Genomic DNA, 19,411 nt, shown 5'->3' with positions numbered 1-19,411 from the left:
GCAGATTATGCCTGTCCCGATTAGCTAATTCAGAATCAAGGCGTCCGAGCCTTTATTTGCAAAATCCACGCAGAGGTTAAAAGCAGACTGTGTGCGAATCTGTCCTGTACCCCCCATCAAAAGCGAAGTTAATTTAGCCTCTTCATCTTTGTAATTTCTAACATTCTGAAAATATCCTGTGATTGCATTGTAAGCCCCAAAAACAGTCCCTTTGGTGGTGTCCATCAGTTGTGTAGGGTTGCTCATGGCATATTCAAATGCGCTATCGACTATATTGGTAAAACAAGTAGATAATTCGTCTTCCCTGCCATTTTGTATAGTTTTGAGCACTTCTTTACTCGGAACAAGGGCGGACTGTATTAGTTTTTTCACTTCATTGTCCGTTATTCGGATTTTTGTCCAATGGTTAAAAATGGATTCCATTTGCGAAGACAGCATATCTGATATACCCATTACTTTGTGTGCCTGTTCCAAACGCTGTTTGGCATTTGAGGTATGGCGAATACGCACGGTATTGGTCTTATTGTTCATAGCGGCATTCAGGGTATTGTTGCATACGATACGTATAGGGGTGAATGCTGCGGTTATGCTTCCGCTTCCGTCATGGGAAGTGGTCAGGAAAAGATATTTTTCAATCAAATCATCGTTACCAACCCTGATATAATCGGGCAGTTTTGCCGTTATAAAGATGCGTTCCCCTTTTCCGAGTGCCCCTGCGGTTTCGTATAGGATACCGTCACCACCTACGATGCTGTCAAAAAAAGAAAAGGCATCCCTGTTTTGTACAATTTGGTAATCTTTGCCTACCACACCGAGTACAGCATCATTATCGGTTCGCACCGTACTGTAGTAATTCGGGACTTCTATTTTATTGTGAATGATTTCATTATCCAAAATAATGTCGGCAGAACTGGCTGTAAATAACTTCCGTTTTTCTATTTCATAATCCAAACCTGCGTGCTGAATTGCCTGTGCGCTTGTGGGGTAATCGGTAATAATCTGCCCCAAATTGTGCCATGCTTTTTGCTTAGTGCTGAAAAAACTGTGTTTTCCTGTGTGCTCGTTGTAATTTATATTGTGTGCCATGATATTAATATTTTAAGTGATTGTGATAGAATTAAAAAGGTACGTCCTGTGCTTTTTTCGATTTCTTTTCCTTTACTGCTGAATTGGCCTGGGCAGTATCTTCTTTTTTGGGAAAAACCAAAATTTTAATATTATTGGTGTGAAAAGTCAGCGTGCCTACTGCTTCGCCTTCGCTGTTATTGTAAACATTCATGCCAATACGCCCAAAGAGCTGTACAAGTGTCCCTTTTTTAAGCCACTGTGCTGTAGCAGTATTTAACCAATAAGAGCAATTGATATAGGTTGTTACTTCCTTTACTTCGGTACTGCCTTTAGGTTTGTAATTGTCATTGATGGCAATACTGAAATTGACCACTTGTTTGTCATTGTTCACTTTTTGAACTACTGCATCTGCTGTTAATCGTCCTGTGATTTCCATAATTTTAAAATTTAAAGATTACTACTGTTTTAGTTTCTCTCTAATCCTGCTCCCTCAAAAATTGTTTTCAAAACGAAAAAACGGGAAAAAAGAAAGCAAGATGTAAGTGGCTTAAGGATGGGTAAGTGCTATAAGTCCCGAAGGGTGGCAAGGGAAGCGCCGCCATTATGCGCACGGGGCATGCTTAAGTCACTATCTTAGCTGCCCTTTTAGTCCGTTTAGAGTGAAAATCTACTATAACTCAATAAAGAACTAAGGCATAACTATACAAACTAAATTAGGTAGTGAAGTTCTAACTGCAGAAAGACAAAAAACATTCTATTTATCTATTCAGAATATTGAAGGAGATAATATTTAGAATTCTTGTGAATTAAAACGTTATTGTTTAAACGATGAAAAAATGTAATCTAAATATTGTTATATTTGTTAGTAAACGAAAATATAAAGATGAATAAATTGGATTTTTCAAAAATTGGATTTGATTATGGATTGAGGCCTCACTTAATGTTAGTTAGCGATCCTGAATTCTCAATTTTATTTAAAGCAGCAAAATGTATCGGTTTAAGTTATGAGTTTTCAAAGGGTGAAAAGGATTTAACCAAGCCAGAATCACTTTCATTTATGTTTGAAAATGAAAAACCCGCAGAAGACTTTTTTAATATATTATTAAACTGGATTGATAAATCAAATGGAGATGGAGATGCTGTAGCTTTGGATTTTATTGAAACAAATGAAGGTGGTTATGCACTGGGAATTTCCCCTGATATGAAAAGATTTATTGATCGTATGGTTCCAAAGAGCCATAAAGAGAAAGTTTCCCCGATTGCTATAATTTGTACTCAATTCAAGGAAATTCCAACTTTAAGTAAAAACTACCTTGCTTTTAAAAATAATATAAAAAGTATAGACCAATTTTCTATCGGATATGTTATTGTCGAGAAAGAAAAAATCATCAAAAAAGGTGAAAAACATTTTATTAAATCAGAGTTTAGCTTTTTTGAAGAAAATAGTATTCCTGAAGACCATATTATAGTCTCATATCGTGCAGTAAAAAAACAATCTGATTTTGTACAAAAGTCTACGATAAAACGTCCAAAACTACCAGTAAAAGAAATTGGGGAACGAAGACTTTTAGAAATGAAGTCATACCTTCCATTAACTTTAAATAGATTACAAAATAAATGGCTGGAAAGCATTATAGAAAAATTACAGAAAGAATATGAAAATGATCAAATAGTTCAGGCTATTTGTAACCTGACAATATTTGAAAGACTAAGGCAAAATCCTGATCTTACTTCTAATTTTACAGGTCAAGGATGTCTAAATAATATTTTAGATTACCTTTTATTTACGTTTGAATCATTTGACAGTTATTATCCTGATGATGATTTTTATACGGAAGATAAAATTATGCAACAAATCCAAAATGATAAAAACGAACTAGAACAATATTTTAATAAACCTTAAAACTATGCTTACAATTTTTTCTGCCGTGAGTGCTTTTGTATTGGCTTATAAGGCTGATATCGCCACTAAAGTTATAGCCAGTGCTACCTATGATGTTTTAAAAAACACAATTGATTTTTCGTCCTTAAAAGAAAGAATTAGGAAATTCTTTAAAAATGACACGGAGGTTGATACCTATTTAGAAACCATATGCAGCCAAGAATCAATAAATACTTCAAAACCAGAAAGAGACATTGAAGATGTATTTGAATCAGTAACAGGGGAAAAATATAATGACGAAATGTTTACAGAGATTAAAGGATGGATTAAAGAAAATGAATCTGTCCTAACACAGGTGTCCACAATGGAATTTAGTAATACCAACGGCTTTAATATTGGAGTTCAGAAAGCCAAAAAAAATATTATAAATATCTCTGGAGATTATAAACCCAACCAGAAATAATTTATGAAAATTGATATACCCTCACAGAGCGCCCATACTATATATAATGTAGCGGGAGGCTTGCATATAAATAATTCTCCTGAAATGCTTGAACTTCTCAATAAGCAAAAACAGGAGAAGCTTCAGGAATTATACTCCACACCTTATTTTGAAGCATTGTCCGAGGGACTATCAAAAAAAAAACTTATTGAAAGAAAAGACAAAGTTTCAAAAATTCAAGATGTTTTAGAAAAACATAATCAATTGATCTTTTACGGAGAGCCCGGTATGGGAAAGACAACCATATTGTATCAGTTTGCAAACGACCTTGAAAAGGTTATCTATATTTCTGTTAAAGATAAATCTCCTATAAGTATCTTTTCGTATTTGATAAACAAAATTCGCCAGCTAAACGGCGAAGACTTGCTTGAAGTGGTTGATGTTGATCAAGCCGTTGAATGGCTTCAAAGTAGTCTACAAAAAACGAGCGCTACGATAATCATTGATGATTGTGAGCAGCTGCCGGATACCGTAGCGAAAATTATACCTCTGGAAAAATTCAATAATCAATTTTTGTATGCAACCCGAAACAAAATTTTTTTTTCACAAGCGGGTGTAGTAACTTATGAGTGCGAAGCTTTTACCGATTCGGAAATAAAAACTTTTTTGAACTCTCATGGTAAGATAGTTGGTGCTTTAGAATTCAATAAAATTCGAAAAGCATCGAAAGGTAATCCTTTATATCTCTTCTATTTAACTAATTTTGAAGTCATTTCATTGCCTAAAAGTTTAATAGCTTTTCAAGAAGCAATTTGGAGCAAATTAAATACATCTGAGCAAGAAATCTTAATACTAATTTCAGCTCCTCATTTTAGTATAAATACTATTCAATTATCAGAAGTTCTTTCGTTTGCATCACCGTTGGAGTTTTCTAAAGTAATTGAAAATTTATCTACATTGGTCAATAGTGTAACTGGCTTATTGCATATTTTTCATCCTACCTTTAAAGAGTTTGTTTTAGATAAGATAAAAGATAAAGGACTACTTGAACATTATTTGATAAAACTTGGGGATTACTTTTTATCCAAGAATGAAATAATACAAGCAACTTATCTCTTAATTGACATAGCTCCCGAAAAAGTGGATAAATATTTATTTGATGTTTTTCCAAGATTACTAGATTGGGGAGAACTTCCTTTTGCTGTAAAAGTTATAAAAAGAACTCTTAGTAAGGTTAAGAAAAATATTGAGAAAGGATATTTATACTATCATTTAAGCCATGCAAATCATCTACTTGGAAATAAGGAAGAATCACGTTCGGAATTAGATCATTCAATTTTTTATCTTGAAAAAGTAAAAAATAAAAAAATGCTAGCAGCTGCATTGATATTTAAAGCAGCGGATTTAGTAGAACAGGGATGTATTTCTGAAGCAACTGAAATGGCTGATAAAATTTTTTCTGATCTGAAAGAAGAAAATAAAGAAGTAAAAGCACCATTACTAGTTACTCTGGCCAAAATTTATGTAGATATGTCAGAAACAACGAAGGCTGCAATGGTTAGTAAGGAAGCTTTTGGAATTTTCGAAGAGCTTGGAGACAGAAGAGGAATGATAAGCAGTTTAGCTAATTTAGTTTCAAGTCTTGCTCATGATGATCTGTATCATAATGATGCAGAAAAATATGGTTTACAATTATTGGAAATTATAAAAGGTGACGATACTGAATTCTCTATTGAAGTAATTGTTTTAAATGCACTAACGTCAATTTATCGAAAAAAGAAGAAATTTGAGAAAGCAAAAATACATTGCAAAAAAGCAATAGAACTTTATCAAAGATATGAGATGAAGGACAGGGCAATTTTGAATTTAATTAATTTTGGTAATATCTTAAGGGATGAGAAAAATATTGAAGGAGCCAAGGCGATTTATAACGAGGCATTAGTTTATACTGTTCAGTATAACATCAAAAAAGATGAAGGCCGGGTTTATTGGATTTTGGCTAGTGTTGAAGCAGCGGATGGAAATTTAGAAATTGGTCTTGAATATGCTGAAAAATCTTTTACCGCATGTTCCGTAGTAAATTATTATTACGGTATCGCTAATGCATTAAATGAAAAGGCAGAAATATTAGAATTACTTGGAGAAAATACAAAAGCAGCTCAGGCGTACGAAGATTGTGCTAATTATTATGCTAAAATTAAACAATACAACCAAAATTATAGAAGCAATACAGCTAAAGCTATAAATCTGTATAAATCTGCCGGAGCAAAAAAAGAAGCCAATATTTTGACTACAAAATTAATCGAAAATGCATTTGTTGATGAAGATTTTGATGGTATTGAAGAGGTAATCAGCAATGATCCCTCAGATGAGTCTGTTGTAGAGAATTTTAGAATTTTATTTCAAAAGTATTTTTCTCATTCAGATAATCATAATAATATAATTCAGCAATTTTTATCTTTTGTTGAATTTTGTAAAAAGCAGAATAAAGAAAAGGGCAAGTTGCTTTTTAAAGAATTTCTAAATATCATTATTTATAGCGGTTTTAAAGCTAAATATTCATATAGTATCCTAGGATTAGCAATAGAACAATCTGAAGATCTATTATCAGATGAAGATTTAAATTTTATTTTCTCTCTACTTGAGAATTGTTTGCCTTTTTTATCATGCAGAACTATCGATGAGGAATTTCAAATATTGGTAAGTATAGCTGGTAAAATTAATTTGGAAATTAAAGTAATTGCGGATGAACTTATTTGCAAAAAGCTTGCTTTATCTTTATTAATGCTACTTCATGAAAAACCAGATCTAATTGTTAATGAAGATACTATGGAAGAAAAAAGATGTGGAATCTTTTTTTTAATGCATAACCCAGAAATGGAAAAGATCTTAAAAAATGAAATTCCAGCAAAAAGTAAAATTTTTACAGAACATTCACAGTCTGTTCATATGGGAAAAGCAGATTATTCTATACTTGAAATGATAATAATAAGTCCTGAATTTGAAACACATTGTAATCTATCAAAGAATCCTGATGGTAAGGGGTCAATGTATTTTTATGTAAATACCGTTATAGGCATAAAAGAACATTTTTATCATAGTAAAATTAGAGATGATACGAATAAACGTAAACCTATTGTTCACACAATTGCAGGTCTTCTTGGTTATACTGATTTAGAATATAAAAACCATAAGGTTGATAATTTTTCTCTTGATTTAAGTAAAGTTTCGGGATTAGCTACATTACAAAAAAAATAAAATTTTACTATTATGGAATTATTATCCTTATTGCATAATCCTATTACCAACGTACCAATTCATTATGACAGTGAAGGTTTTAGGAAAGCAGTCGCTTCAAAATTGATCGATTTTAAAACCTTAGTAGATAACTCAGAAATCATATCGTCACATCCCGACTTGAATTATCGTGATGTAAATGAATATAAAAAAAAGATTGGAGTTCTAATTAACGGGCTCCTCAGGACAATTGATAATTTTTATAAAGGTAAACCGGCTCAGGCTTATATAACTTTCAGGAATACAATGAAAGCTATAAATATAACTGAATATCTTGATAAGAATTCAAGACTTCCGGCAGCAAATAATCTTTATCGTATTAGAACTACTAGTGGAAATTATCCTTTGAGCAAAGACGAATTGTTTCATATTCCATTTGAGAAGCGTGGAATAGTAAAATCACAAAGATTTAGTATTCCTGGGCTTCCATCACTTTACACGGCAAATTCAATATATGTAGCTTGGGAAGAAATGCGCAGACCAAATATAGATTCAATTCAGGCTATAAGGTTAGTTAATCAGCGCGATCTTAGATTACTAGATTTAACTTCAGATATATATAATTCTAATTTAAAAAATGATACCATAAGAACAGATGTAAATACTTCTTTATATAAAGTTTTAACCTGGCCATTAGTCGCTTGCTGTTCAATTAAAGTTAAAAATTCAGAAGACACATTTAAGCCTGAGTACATTATTCCACAGCTTTTATTGCAATGGGTTTCTGAAAATCTTGATGGTATTAAGTATTCGTCAACACATATTGACTTAAACAAAGTAAGACATACCGGAACATTTCATAATGTAGTTCTGCCTGTCAAAACCTTTAATTTGGATTATGGGTATTGTAATCGTTTAAAAACATTGTTTAAAGGAACTGATGTCTTGCCTATGCAACTAAGACAATTTGCAACCTATAACGATCGCTTTAACCATCAGGCAAGTATAAGAACGGATGTTAACCTAAATGTTAGTGAATTGGAACTTATAGAGGGAACTTCCCAGTATTATTCTCAAACATTATTTGGGGTTTTAGAACACGGTTTAAATGGTCTTGAAATCCATGATTTGTAGTGATTTTTATTATTCATTAAGAGAGTGACAGTAAAATTTAAAAAGTTAATTAAGAATGAAAAATACTAACGATAAAATTATATCTAATCTTACAATAAGACTTACAAATAGAGTAACAGGTAACTGCATAGGATCAGGAATTGTATATTATAACGACCAATTAAAGGACTTGGTATATATTTTGACCGCTGCACATTGCTTATTCCAAGACGGAGATGGGTTTCAAGAACCTTTAGAAGAAATAAATATTGATTTTTACAATTCCAAAAATAACTCGTATTACAGTACAACCAAAACAATCGATAACCGATTAGTTTTTAAAGATGCTGATAAAGATGTTGCTGTACTTGTTTTTGATAAGAGTGAATTAGAATCCTATATAGGGCTAATACCTAAGATATTATGTGTAAACCATAGACAGTCCTTTAATCAATTTGCTGTTAAAGGATTTCCAAATGCTACTCAGGGTAAAGAATTAGATGTGATTTTCCCGACTTGGAAACAAGAGATGACGGAAGTTCATAAATTTCAATTACAGCTGCATGAAGATTATAACTCATGGGCAACAGAAGGTTTTTCAGGTAGTGGAGTTTTTCTAGAAGCAAACGATGAAATATATCTTTTTGGGATTTTTACTCGTTTTAGACCCGAGGATATGGGAAAAGTTATTTATTGTCAATATTTGGATACTCTTAATGAACTTCTTAATAACTGTTATTTTCCACCGATCACATTTTCATTTATGGGAGGACAAGGGTTGACACCTTCATTTTTCAAGCAAAAAGTAGAATTAGCTATTGAAAATTTAGGTCCTAGATTTAATGAAAAACTAAATTTCAGATTACCTATAGCACTCAAATTTAATGACATTTCAAAAGATCAGAATTTCAAATCAAGAACATTCAAAATTTTCGACGACTGGATTAGTGAAAAAAGTTACCATACTCTATTTGAAAATGAGCATGTAGGCGAAATAGAAAAAAAACTTGTAGCATTTCGTCAGAAAGTTAAACAATGGCTATCGGACATTGAATTCAAAGCAGATGAAATCTTTGATCCAGAATGGATTCTTATTGAAATCAATACATTTAATGAACTAACAAATGACAAAACAGATCAGTTGTATCAACTTAGAAGACAAAAAGAAAGTGAAATAAAAAATATAAAAAAAGAATACAATTATCGAGAACCATATAGTGCTGAAATTGAAAGACTGTGGGAAATGCGTAGGGATAATAATACTTTTTTAGGACGGTTAGAGAATGATATCGATATCAGACTTGCAAACAACCCTTTTCTTATTATAAAAGGTGAAGCAGGTTGTGGTAAATCGCATCTATTGGGAGATGTAGCAAATGAGAGGATAAAAAAAGATATCCCAACAATTCTATTACTGGGACAGAATTTTACTAGTACTAAAAGCATATCTGCGAATATTCTTGAAAAGCTTGATCTTCAGTGCAGTTTTAAAGATTTTTTAACCAGTCTTAATGATATCGGTGCTCAGATAAATTCCCGAGTTCTTATCCTTATTGATGCTGTGAACGAAAGTAAAACATCTGATTTATGGACAGATAATCTTGCAGGATTTATAAAAGAAATTTCTACCTACCCTTTTATAGGACTTGTATTAACAGTCCGCTCAACCTATTTTAAATTTGTAATACCGGAAAGTACTCGTAAAAACGAAGAAATAACATTTCTAACACATGAGGGTTTTAGAGGTAATGAATATGCAGCCTTAAAATTATTTTGCAACTTCTTTGGGCTCAAACAGCCAACATTTCCAATTCTTGCTCCAGAATTTACCAATCCTCTGTTTCTACAGCTAGTCTGTATTGGCGTAAAAGAGTCAGCAGATAAAGCTTTTCCGTTAGGATTTCATGGAATAAAAGAGGTATTTGATATGTATATTACATCAATAAATATCAAATTACTAGCAAAAATTGAATATGCTAACCGTACAACTCTTGTTAGAGAAGCGATTAACAAAATAGCTGCCCTGTGTTTTGAAAAAGGAAAAAGAATTCTCTTCTTACAAGAAGCTGTAGAATTTTTTGATAAAGAATTTTCAAGGTTTCCTAATTTATTACATGATTTAATCCAAGAAAATGTACTTACAAAGAATATGAATTATAACTCTGTAAGAGATAAACATGAAGAGACAATCTATTTTGCCTATGAAAGATTTGGAGATTTTTATATTGCGGAAGAATTATTAAAACCTTACAAATCAAAAGAACAAATAGTTCCAGCATTTGAAAAAAATACTCCTCTTGCCATACTATTTGATAAGTACTATAATAATGGAATCATCGAGGCTATAGCAGTTTTACTCCCCGAAAAATATGAAATTGAGATTTTTGAAGTTTTTAACTGGATGATTGATGAAGAAAAACAACTTGATACTTATCGTAATCATACCCACATGATAAGTAATTATTTTCTTAAAAGTCTCACTTGGAGAGCAATTGATAGTATTAATTCTGAAAAATTAAACTATTGGTTATCAAGTGACGATTTTTTGGTAGATAATGATGATTGGATTCATAAATTACTAGAGTTCACTGCCATCCCTGGGCATCCATTAAATAGTGACCGCTTGCACCATGGTCTAAAAAAGTATACAATGTCAGAACGGGATAGTTTCTGGCAATCATATCTTTTGGGTTTCGGAGGTAATGACGATTATGGTAGTGCTTTTCCTATTAGACGCTTAATTGACTGGGCTTGGACAAAAAATATTTCTCCAAATTTGGATTATGAAACAACACGACTTACAGCTCAAAGCTTATCCTGGGTTTTAGCAAGTACCTGTGTGGAACTTCGCGATAAAACAACGAAGGCCATGGTCAATCTTCTAGAGAATCAACCGCAAGCATTAATTTCTACATTAAAAGTATTTAGGCGAACTAACGATATGTATATACTGGAAAGACTTTATGCTGTTGCTTACGGCTGTATACTCCGGACGGCGCAAAAGGAATCGATTTCAGAAATATCAAAATATACCTATTCTTCTATTTTTAAAAATGGCAAACCGCCCAGAAATATATTACTCCTTGATTATGCAAGAAACATATGTGAGTATGCTTTTTATAGAAAAACAAACTTAAATTTTGATATGACATTAGTACGTCCGCCGTATCAGAGTAATGTTCCATTTTTCCCAACCAAGAAAGAAACTCAAAAATATGAGATTCCGTACAATAAGAAGACTGAAAAAATCCAGTACAAGAATTCTTTTAATCAAATTTATCATTCAGTGATAAGCGGTGATTTCGGTAATAAAATTGTGAATACAGCTTTAAGTTCATTTTCCCCTTTAAAAAAGAATGCAGATGAAGAAATGAAAAATTTTTCTAAATCGCTAAATAAAAGTGAAAAAAAAATACTTAAAATGATTTCACAAAATATCGAATTAATTTTTTTCTGTAGTGAAAAACGCGATAGAAATTTTACTTCTGAATTTTCTGAAAGTGAAAAAGAATTAGCTGAAAAAATTAAATTTTTGGAAGATTTTCAAGAGAATGCCCTTGGTACTTTTGCTACAGAACAAAGAATATGGTTAGATAGAATAGGAATTCCATACATGCAAATTAAAATAAAAATAAAGTATAGGAACATGTCTTTATTTTCTACAGCTCCTATCAAATATTGGATTGTGCAACGAGTATTTAAGCTAGGCTATAAAAAAGATTTACATGGTGAGTTTGACTCTGGAGCCGGTAGTTATAATAATCGACATAACAATAAAGTTGAACGTATTGGTAAAAAATACCAATGGATTGCTTTTTATGAAATTCTTTCAATTATAGTGGATAATTATGAAATGAAAAAAAGATGGGGTTCTAGAAAACCTAATTATTATAACGGAGCCTGGCAGCTTTATATCCGAAATATAGATCCTGCTTATACAAGCTTAAACATCAATGAGGATAATATAGAAGATGACCTTGGGATTATTTACAATGAGAAAAAGTGGTGGGGAGAACCTACATACACGCATTGGAACGTTCCTTCTAATATATGGGCATTCCAAATTGAAGACTTGCCAATGGGTAAAGATGTCATTGTCAAAAAAGATCCTGAGGGTGTTGAGTGGTTACATTTAGAGCATTATATTGGATGGAGACAACCCAAGAGCCTAGGAGAAGATAAATATTTTTCTCCCCACAAACATATAGAATATTTGATTCAGGCATATTTGGTAAAAAAGAAAGATAAACGAGAAATCGTAACATACTTGTCGGATAAAAATTTTTTCGGACTTTGGATGCCTGAAAATCATGGTACAATAAGCCGTTTAATCAATCGAGAAAAGTTTTGGTCGCCAGCTTATTTTGATGAAGGACAAGAGCCTAAATGGGAATTTATTCGGGACACTGACTATAAAGTTATTGTTGCTACAACATCAGCAAAAGGAAGCATGGAAAATGATAAATCTGATGCAAATTTTGAATACAACATTCCATGTCAAACTTTATTTGAAGGATTAGGATTGCAGTACGCATCCAACGATGGAGATTTTATAGATTCAAATGGAGATTTAGTTGTGACAAACATCAATCCTAAAGGGGTTCTGATTCGCAAAGATAAACTTGTTGAATTTCTAAGTAAAAACAATCTTGAAATAATCTGGACCATACTTGGCGAAAAAATTTCGGATTTGGGAAATCAGGATTATGATTTCGGAGTTCCATGCGGTGTTTTCTCACTTGAAAACGGTACTGTTAAAGGAGAAATGCTAATGTATGAAAGAGACTAAAATGAAAATATATTTTTACCAAGCAGAGTGCGGAGATGCTTCACGAATTACTTTTAAAGGAGATGATAACCAAAATCATAATATTTTTATTGACTCTGGATATGAACGAACCTTTAACCATATTCTCTCTAATGAAATCAAAGAACTTATTACCAATAAAGAAATCATTGATATGTGGCTCATTTCTCATATTCATGATGATCATATTGGAGGCGTAATAAAATATCTTACTACAATTAAAAGAGGAGAATTTACTGATATTGTTCAAGAATGGTATTATAACCCCCCGAGAATATATCCTGCTTTAAAAGTCGTTTCTGATGAAAAAAAAATTAGTGAAATAAAAAGTATTGATCAGGGTGACCAACTCTATAATTATTTGAATCAGAAAGGAAAAATTAAAAACTTTGACATAACATCTGAAATTACCCTTCCCATTATTTTTGGCATGGAATTTAAGGTGCTCACACCATCAGTTGGAAAAATTAATAAACTTCGGGAGAAGTATCGTTTACCAATAGTTCCACTTCAAAAAAATGAATCTAGCGAAATCAGTGAGGCCAAGAAACCTAAAGAATATGACTATAATATGAGGTTAGACGATTTTAATCTTGATTTTTGGACTGAAGATACATCTGTTGAAAATGGTAGTAGTATTAGTGTCTTGACTATTTTTAAAGGAAAGAAAATTTTGTGGCTTGCGGATTCACATCCTTCAGATGTAGTAAGGAGTCTAAAAACAATGGGGTATTCTAAAAATAATAAAATTAAATGTAATTTGGTTAAAGTAACCCATCATGGAAGTAAGGCAAATAACTCTAATGAACTTTATGATCTTATTGACTGCGAGAATTATTTAATGAGTGTTAATGGAATTAACAAAGATTATTTACCTACTAAAGAATCAATGGCAAGGATAATAAGAAATAAAAATAGGTCCATAAACTCACATTATAAATTCTATTTTACATACGATAATGAAATACTGCGTGGAATATTTAAATCAGATGAAGATAGTGTTTTTGAAAAATGGAATTTTGATGTCCATTATCTTACAGAGGGAGAGTATTATGAGTTTGAATTATAGCAGTTTATAATACGGTTGTTAAAAATTAATTAAAGATCGGTCAGCTTTTGTGTTAATAGTTTTTTGTCTGGCAGTTGAATTTTATATTCCGCAACCATCGTTGGAGATAGACTTCTGCTTAAAGCGTATTCTACAACGGTATGATCCTGATCTTTGCATAATAAAATACCAATACTTGGGTTTTCATTCTGCTTTTTCACATCCCGATCCAATGCTTCGAGATAAAAATTCAACTGTCCGAGATGTTCAGGTTTAAACTTATCTGATTTTAATTCAAATGCTACCAAACACTGTAAGCCTCTATGATAAAAAACCAGATCAATATAAAAATCACTATGACCTACCTGAACTTTATATTCTTCTTCTATAAATAAAAAATCTTTGCCTAACTCAAGTATAAAATTTTTCATTTGATTGATCAATCCCTTTTGTAAATCACTCTCGCTATAGGATTCAGAAAGGTTTAAAAAATCAAATATATAGCTGTCCTTAAAAGTATTTTTGATATCGGGATGTAATTCTCTCATCATTGATGAGACTTTTGAATTTCCAATAATTGTTCTTTCAAAAACGCCACTGTTTATCTGCCTTTCTAATTCTCTTGAACTAAATTTCTCCTGACTTGAAAGCCGCAAATAAAATTCCTGTTCTTCGATTGATTTGGTCCTGCTTAAAATGATAAGATTGTTAGTCCAGCTGATTTCTCTCAGCAGTGCTGAGAGTTTTGGAAAAGCTTTGTATGTTTGATAAAACTGTTTCATTCTCCAAAGATTCTTGTCCGAAAATCCTTTTAAATCAGGTTCACTTTTCTGTAAAAAATCAGCCAGTTCTTTTACAACTGATTTTCCCCAATCTGCTGTTTCAATACGATTGTGAATGTACTGCCCAATATTCCAGTAAAGATTAATCATTTCAGTATTAACTACTGTAATAGCATTTGATCTGGATTGCTTTATTAATTGAATAATATCGGTAAATTGTTTCTGTGTCATTATTTCTAAGTTTAATTTTTATCACTTCTTAATCACTAAATTCATCAATTCAGGATCATTTAATAGTCGTTCTTTTTCAGCATAAATGATATCCTTGATGTCTTTTTTTATTTGCAGATAATTGCGCAGCACCATTGAATTGTCGACTTTTCGAATGACAGGGATATCGATGTAATCATCCTTTTCTTTTTTCAATGCTTCATGGTCATTTACTATTTCAGAATGAAAGGTTTTAAGTTCTATTTTACAATCAGGATCATCGGCTACCATACCAACAAACTCACCGGAACTAAGTCCGGAAATTTTGGACGGAGGTACAGCAGATTCCAATTGTTTGGACCGGCTTATAGAAGTATCTCCGCTATTGATGGAAAGGCTTTCCCTATCCTGCATAATTTTTCCAAAACGCTCTGATAATTGTTTAGCTGTATCACCTGTAACCTGTCCGCTGACTACGTTCCCAACAATATTCATAATAACATCCGCCTGTTCTCGTCCATAATCTTTACGCAGCTGGCTAAAATCTTGGATACCCAGACAAGTTGCTACTTTGTTGCTTCTAGCAGTAGCGATCAAACTGTCCATATTGTTGAGGTAGATAGTTGGAAATTCATCGAATATCAGACTGCTTTTCTGCTTGTTTTTTTTGTTCACTTGTTTTACCAATCGGTTAACATATAATGATAATACAGCTCCATATATCTGGATTTTCTGCGGATTATTGCCCATGCAGACAATCTTCGGTTCATCCGGATTATTGATATCCAATGTAAAATCGCTACCAGATAAAACATAATACAATTGTGGAGAGGAAAGCCGTGCCATGGCAATTTTTGCCGAAGCAATTTGCCCCTCCAACTGGTCCATAACATTATTTAGGTAGGCATTCACAAAAGGATTAATAAGTACTTCTATTTCTTTTTCGGTTCTGAGCAGGGTAAAGAGACTATCGTAATCTTCCTGCATTAGTTCAATTACATGGGGAAGCGTACAGAATTCGCCGTCTTTGTATTTTCGTAAATACCATATTATAGCTGATAGAAAATTAATCGGAGATTCTACAAAAAAATCGCCCTGTCTTTTGATCCATTCCCTGTTGAGTCCGAGCAAAATAGTACGCGCTGATTCTGAAGCATCCGTAATGTCACTCATACCAGATGGCTCTAAAGGATTACAACGATTTGTCCGGGTCAGGTCATCAAAATTAATGACATAGAACTGAGGCAAAACCGGATAGAGATGCTTGTATTTAAGCCAGGTATTATAGACAATTCTGGTCAGATCATCAAACTTGAAATCATAGACAAACATGGTGAATTGTTTACGGATGTGCTGGGTAATGACATGGCGTATGACGAAATAAGATTTCCCAGATCCTGGTGTGCCGGAAACCAGCAGTCCCCGAAAAGGATTAATAATGTTTATCCAACTGTCCCTTATCTTATCCTTTAAATGGTATCGAGCGGGAAGGTTGATGGAATATTCATTTTCCAAGAACCTTTCTTCCTGGGGGAAAGTTTCATTTTCGTTGTTAAAAATATCCTTGCTGTTTAACCTGTTTTTTATAATACGCGATAATAATGTACCGCCGGAAAGCATCAGAAGAAAGCCACTGGAAGTTATGGCCATGTAGACAATAGCTGCCAACATTAATTCTATTTTCAGGTATAGTGAAAGATAACTTATAAAGTAAATCAGAATCCCGGTAATTATATAAGCAAAAGCTGTTTTGTAATTCAGTTTTTCATCTTTTCTCCCTTTAACTCCAAGCAGTGAGATTATTAAAAATCCCAGTGCAAAGAGTTTGGACTTATGAAAATTACTAAATAGTCCTGTATTGTAAATATTACCTATAATTTTATCACTGAACCCACTGACCAGATGCCACTCCCGAAACGCTGCATAACAGTAATAATAAAAATGGATTACTAAAATAATAATACTGATGAGTCTTGTCATATCCAAGATCTTTCTCAGTGCCTGTTCGTTTTCTCCTGTCTGCATAGCCATAATTTTAAGTTTTATCGATTATTAGACTGTCCTCTTCTTTTTTTCTTTTTGTTTTTCAGCTCGTATGGAAGGTAATTAGATGTCTGTTCAGCTTGTGTGAGCATCTCTGCTAATTGGCCCATTATAGTACTGGATCCTACATACTTGTTATCCCTGAAATCATCTCCAAACAGTGCTGCAACTATTTCCGATTTCGGTGTTTCAAATTTGATTTCGTGTAATTTTTCACCAACCAAATTTGGCATTTTTTGTTCTTCCTGATTAATTGACGTACATCTTTCCTGTATTGCTTTGGCACTATATTGTTTACCGAGTGTACTTCCATTAAAAACACATTTTGTGGTATGGTCAACGTAGGTAATACCGTAAAGTAAACCTTCTGCGTTTTTTCTAAAAACAGTATTGATACCCTCTTTTTCCAGTAGTTGAACTAATTCTCTTATTGATATTTTTGTTCTTAAAAATGCCATATCAATGGCGTTTTTCACCCTTCTTATATCTGAGACTTGATTTTTGGTATTGGATGCGAATTTTTCTTCTAAAAATTTCAGTGTAGGCTTGTTGTAAAAAAGACTGGCTTTTATGGGTACACCAATAGGTTTTCCATTTTCATCGAGTATCCTGTACATTAATCCTTTTGCCTTAAACATTCTTGAATCTTCATTCCCTGGGTCTGCTAAAACATTGTATTGTTTGAGTACGGCATTGAGCTGTGGAAGGCTGGTATATTTGTACGATGAAAGCACCTGATCCAGTACATTTGTAATAGCCTTTTTTGATTCGCTTCTACCGTATTGAACCTTTCCTGAAATGATTGGCTTCAGGTGAAAATCCGGACTATTTTTATTCCCTTGAGCCTTAACAAGTCCAAAGCGTTCTTCGATTTCTTTTCTTGCCGGTTCAGATCGGTTTTTACCAATATTTTGCATATCAATTCGTGTACCATCCCTCTGAACATTTATGGAGACCAGATGGATGTGCGCATGCCCGGAATCGTGATGCTGATATACGAGATAAGGCTGCTCACCAAAACCGATTTTTTCCATATACGAATCAGCGATAGCCATTAATTTTTCCTTGGAATAATTTTCTGACGGATCAAAGTTGATCGAAATATGAACACTGTTTCGCTTTACATTTTCATTTAGTTGCAGCTGTTTTAAAAATCGGTTCAGTTTTACAGTAGGTCCCATTTTATCAACATCAATCGGATAATTTCCGGCGCCTATACATTCTGCCACACGCTCTTTTACTTTGTTTTCATTGTAATAAAAAACCTTATGAAGGGAATGTCCGGTCTTTATGATCGCAACCATCTTTCCGAGATTTTCTGGATGTAATTTTTGATTTCATCCATCTTGTCAAAAAGGATTTTTTTATCCAGTTCAGCGCTTATAATCCATACCTTGAATTCCGGAATCTGATTTAGTGTATGCAGTTTTTTTACTGCCTGATTGAAGTTGTTTCCAATCCCATTTAATTGCCTGAACAACTGGGTCATTTCATGGATCATATCATCCAAAGACTGATTCCTGTAAGTGGTGTTTATAGATTTGCCAAATAGGTGCCTGCGAATGTAATCGCTAAGCTTGCGGCAAGTACTCGCTTTCCATTTTTTCTCAATTTTTTCATACTCTTCGGGTGTAAACCGTAACCCGACAATGCGTGTTCTGTTTGAATTTTCTCTTTTCATCATCTCTCTTTTTCATTATTATCAAGCTCTTTTTATTCTTCCAGTATCACTGCTAACGAGTCCCGAGTGTAGAGCAGCAAGAAGGCTGTTGTTTAACAACAGGACATCTTGCCGATTGCAGGAACGTTGCAATCCTGCTGATAGTTTAAATGTCTTTCGGATATTCCTATGTTTCCAAAATACTCAAAACTTAAATTTCTCTTTTACAGACTTCTTTTATACTATTTGCTGTACTTATTGTGGTATTCCGTAAATTCAATGCTGTATTCATTAAGTCATTAAAATTTCAATATCTTTTTATAAAATCTGTTTCATTTTATTTTAGAACTCAAGGAAAGTGCACACTGCATAAAATTCAGAACTATTATAACTGGGTAGCAATTGTGCCAATTTGTGGTCCGAATCTTAGATTGAAAAACGTGCTCTTTCAAAGCAATAAACCAATTTTAAAACAGCAAAATCCTGACTGTTTTAGGGAAGGTTTTTGGTTGCTCAATTTTAACCTTTCCTTTTTATTTCAGAGACAAAATTAAGTAAGCGAAATGGATTTTACCTATGATGGACATATTATGTCCATGACACTTTAAGACTGGCTTTATACCTTTGTAGAAATAAATTATTAATTAAAACCGTGAAGATTATGACAACAAATGATGTGGCCAAGGTTTTTGATACTGTACTTAGTATCCCAGGCATGAATGATGTAGTGAAGATTGATTTGAAAATTTCACGAAAAAATGTATTATTATTAAACCATGTTATTGAACGTGGATTATCTGCTAAGGATAATGACAAACCCTCAATTCTCTTGATGAGTATCCCAGATGAAAATCTTCAGGATTTAAGATTCTTTGGAGATGAATGTTTACAAAAAGCCGGACTGATTGAACTTAGTGAAAAACTAAACACGTTGAGTGAAACGGGTAAGTAATTTTCTTTGAATTGCATTATTTAATCAAGGCATTGCTAAACAAAATAGTTTAGTAATGTCTTTTTTTATTTTTTTAACTATAATTGATTGTTTTTGAAAAATCTTGGCTTGTTTTCGGTAACAGTTTATTGCAGAGGTCACTGTAATTTTGTCTTATCAAATTCTAA

Annotated in this window: 13 protein-coding genes; 7 read left to right on the top strand and 6 right to left on the bottom strand. The window is 32.9% G+C overall.

What is annotated here, in order from left to right; translation table 11 throughout:
• Positions 1-24: 24 nt before the first annotated feature.
• Together ACHRV3_RS05250 and ACHRV3_RS05245 are read right to left on the bottom strand one after the other, a co-directional pair.
• The gene (locus ACHRV3_RS05250) at positions 25-1,086 is read right to left on the bottom strand and encodes a DUF932 domain-containing protein (RefSeq protein WP_291285311.1); all 1,062 of its coding nucleotides are present in this window, start codon (positions 1,084-1,086) and stop codon (positions 25-27) included.
• 31 nt (positions 1,087-1,117) lie between these two features.
• Positions 1,118-1,504: a single-stranded DNA-binding protein gene (locus ACHRV3_RS05245; RefSeq protein WP_291285310.1), complete on the bottom strand. Its 387-nt coding sequence runs from the start codon at positions 1,502-1,504 to the stop codon at positions 1,118-1,120.
• A 423-nt stretch (positions 1,505-1,927) separates the two neighbouring features.
• Here ACHRV3_RS05245 and ACHRV3_RS05240 point away from each other — a divergent pair, with 423 nt between their 5' ends.
• The 6 genes from ACHRV3_RS05240 to ACHRV3_RS05215 are packed head-to-tail and all read left to right on the top strand — an operon-like array spanning position 1,928 to position 13,618.
• Complete coding sequence (locus ACHRV3_RS05240) at positions 1,928-2,971, top strand: hypothetical protein (protein WP_395442777.1); 1,044 nt, start codon at positions 1,928-1,930, stop codon at positions 2,969-2,971.
• A gap of 4 nt (positions 2,972-2,975) precedes the next feature.
• A complete protein-coding gene (locus ACHRV3_RS05235; RefSeq protein ID WP_291285308.1) occupies positions 2,976-3,413 on the top strand; it encodes a hypothetical protein in 438 nt (145 codons plus the stop codon).
• A gap of 3 nt (positions 3,414-3,416) precedes the next feature.
• Positions 3,417-6,650, top strand: a complete 3,234-nt coding sequence (locus ACHRV3_RS05230) for an ATP-binding protein (RefSeq protein WP_291285307.1) — start codon at positions 3,417-3,419, stop codon at positions 6,648-6,650.
• Between the two features lie 12 nt (positions 6,651-6,662).
• Entirely contained in the window at positions 6,663-7,763 is a 1,101-nt protein-coding gene (locus ACHRV3_RS05225; RefSeq protein ID WP_291285306.1) for an RES family NAD+ phosphorylase, read from the top strand.
• A gap of 55 nt (positions 7,764-7,818) precedes the next feature.
• Positions 7,819-12,531, top strand: coding sequence for an AVAST type 2 anti-phage system protein Avs2 (gene avs2, locus ACHRV3_RS05220; protein WP_291285305.1), 4,713 nt, complete (start codon positions 7,819-7,821; stop codon positions 12,529-12,531).
• Positions 12,518-13,618 (top strand): hypothetical protein, encoded by a 1,101-nt coding sequence (locus tag ACHRV3_RS05215; RefSeq protein WP_291285304.1) that lies wholly within the window; start codon positions 12,518-12,520, stop codon positions 13,616-13,618. The genes avs2 and ACHRV3_RS05215 overlap by 14 nt, the downstream gene beginning before the upstream one ends.
• 29 nt (positions 13,619-13,647) lie before the next feature.
• Here ACHRV3_RS05215 and ACHRV3_RS05210 read toward each other — a convergent pair whose 3' ends face one another.
• From ACHRV3_RS05210 to ACHRV3_RS05195, 4 genes are read right to left on the bottom strand one after another with little or no spacing between them, the layout of a single operon-like run.
• On the bottom strand, positions 13,648-14,610 hold the full coding sequence (locus tag ACHRV3_RS05210) for a YhcG family protein (RefSeq protein ID WP_291285303.1): 963 nt from the start codon (positions 14,608-14,610) through the stop codon (positions 13,648-13,650).
• Positions 14,611-14,631: 21 nt separating this feature from the next.
• Positions 14,632-16,614 carry a conjugal transfer protein MobC gene (mobC, locus tag ACHRV3_RS05205; RefSeq protein ID WP_291285302.1) on the bottom strand — a complete coding sequence of 661 codons (1,983 nt, stop codon included), beginning with the start codon at positions 16,612-16,614 and terminating at the stop codon, positions 14,632-14,634.
• A 17-nt stretch (positions 16,615-16,631) separates the two neighbouring features.
• Positions 16,632-17,936, bottom strand: coding sequence for a relaxase/mobilization nuclease domain-containing protein (locus tag ACHRV3_RS05200; RefSeq protein ID WP_395433557.1), 1,305 nt, complete (start codon positions 17,934-17,936; stop codon positions 16,632-16,634).
• Positions 17,921-18,316 carry a plasmid mobilization protein gene (locus tag ACHRV3_RS05195; RefSeq protein WP_291285301.1) on the bottom strand — a complete coding sequence of 132 codons (396 nt, stop codon included), beginning with the start codon at positions 18,314-18,316 and terminating at the stop codon, positions 17,921-17,923. The genes ACHRV3_RS05200 and ACHRV3_RS05195 overlap by 16 nt, the downstream gene beginning before the upstream one ends.
• A 637-nt stretch (positions 18,317-18,953) precedes the next feature.
• Here ACHRV3_RS05195 and ACHRV3_RS05190 point away from each other — a divergent pair.
• A complete protein-coding gene (locus ACHRV3_RS05190; RefSeq protein ID WP_366045962.1) occupies positions 18,954-19,244 on the top strand; it encodes a hypothetical protein in 291 nt (96 codons plus the stop codon).
• The last annotated feature ends 167 nt before the right edge of the window (positions 19,245-19,411 follow it).

It is taken from the genome of Flavobacterium sp. FlaQc-49 (genome assembly GCF_044005985.1).
Lineage (GTDB): Bacteria > Bacteroidota > Bacteroidia > Flavobacteriales > Flavobacteriaceae > Flavobacterium > Flavobacterium cupriresistens.
This window is presented reverse-complemented; position numbering and strand designations above follow the sequence as displayed.

Coding starts and splice junctions, on each gene's coding strand:
- ACHRV3_RS05250 (WP_291285311.1), bottom strand. CDS start 1,086: ATGGCACACAATATAAATTACAACGAGCACACAGGAAAACACAGTTTT.
- ACHRV3_RS05200 (WP_395433557.1), bottom strand. CDS start 17,936: ATGGTTGCGATCATAAAGACCGGACATTCCCTTCATAAGGTTTTTTAT.
- ACHRV3_RS05215 (WP_291285304.1), top strand. CDS start 12,518: ATGAAAGAGACTAAAATGAAAATATATTTTTACCAAGCAGAGTGCGGA.
- ACHRV3_RS05195 (WP_291285301.1), bottom strand. CDS start 18,316: ATGATGAAAAGAGAAAATTCAAACAGAACACGCATTGTCGGGTTACGG.
- ACHRV3_RS05225 (WP_291285306.1), top strand. CDS start 6,663: ATGGAATTATTATCCTTATTGCATAATCCTATTACCAACGTACCAATT.
- ACHRV3_RS05210 (WP_291285303.1), bottom strand. CDS start 14,610: ATGACACAGAAACAATTTACCGATATTATTCAATTAATAAAGCAATCC.
- avs2 (WP_291285305.1), top strand. CDS start 7,819: ATGAAAAATACTAACGATAAAATTATATCTAATCTTACAATAAGACTT.
- ACHRV3_RS05245 (WP_291285310.1), bottom strand. CDS start 1,504: ATGGAAATCACAGGACGATTAACAGCAGATGCAGTAGTTCAAAAAGTG.
- mobC (WP_291285302.1), bottom strand. CDS start 16,614: ATGCAGACAGGAGAAAACGAACAGGCACTGAGAAAGATCTTGGATATG.
- ACHRV3_RS05190 (WP_366045962.1), top strand. CDS start 18,954: ATGACAACAAATGATGTGGCCAAGGTTTTTGATACTGTACTTAGTATC.
- ACHRV3_RS05230 (WP_291285307.1), top strand. CDS start 3,417: ATGAAAATTGATATACCCTCACAGAGCGCCCATACTATATATAATGTA.
- ACHRV3_RS05235 (WP_291285308.1), top strand. CDS start 2,976: ATGCTTACAATTTTTTCTGCCGTGAGTGCTTTTGTATTGGCTTATAAG.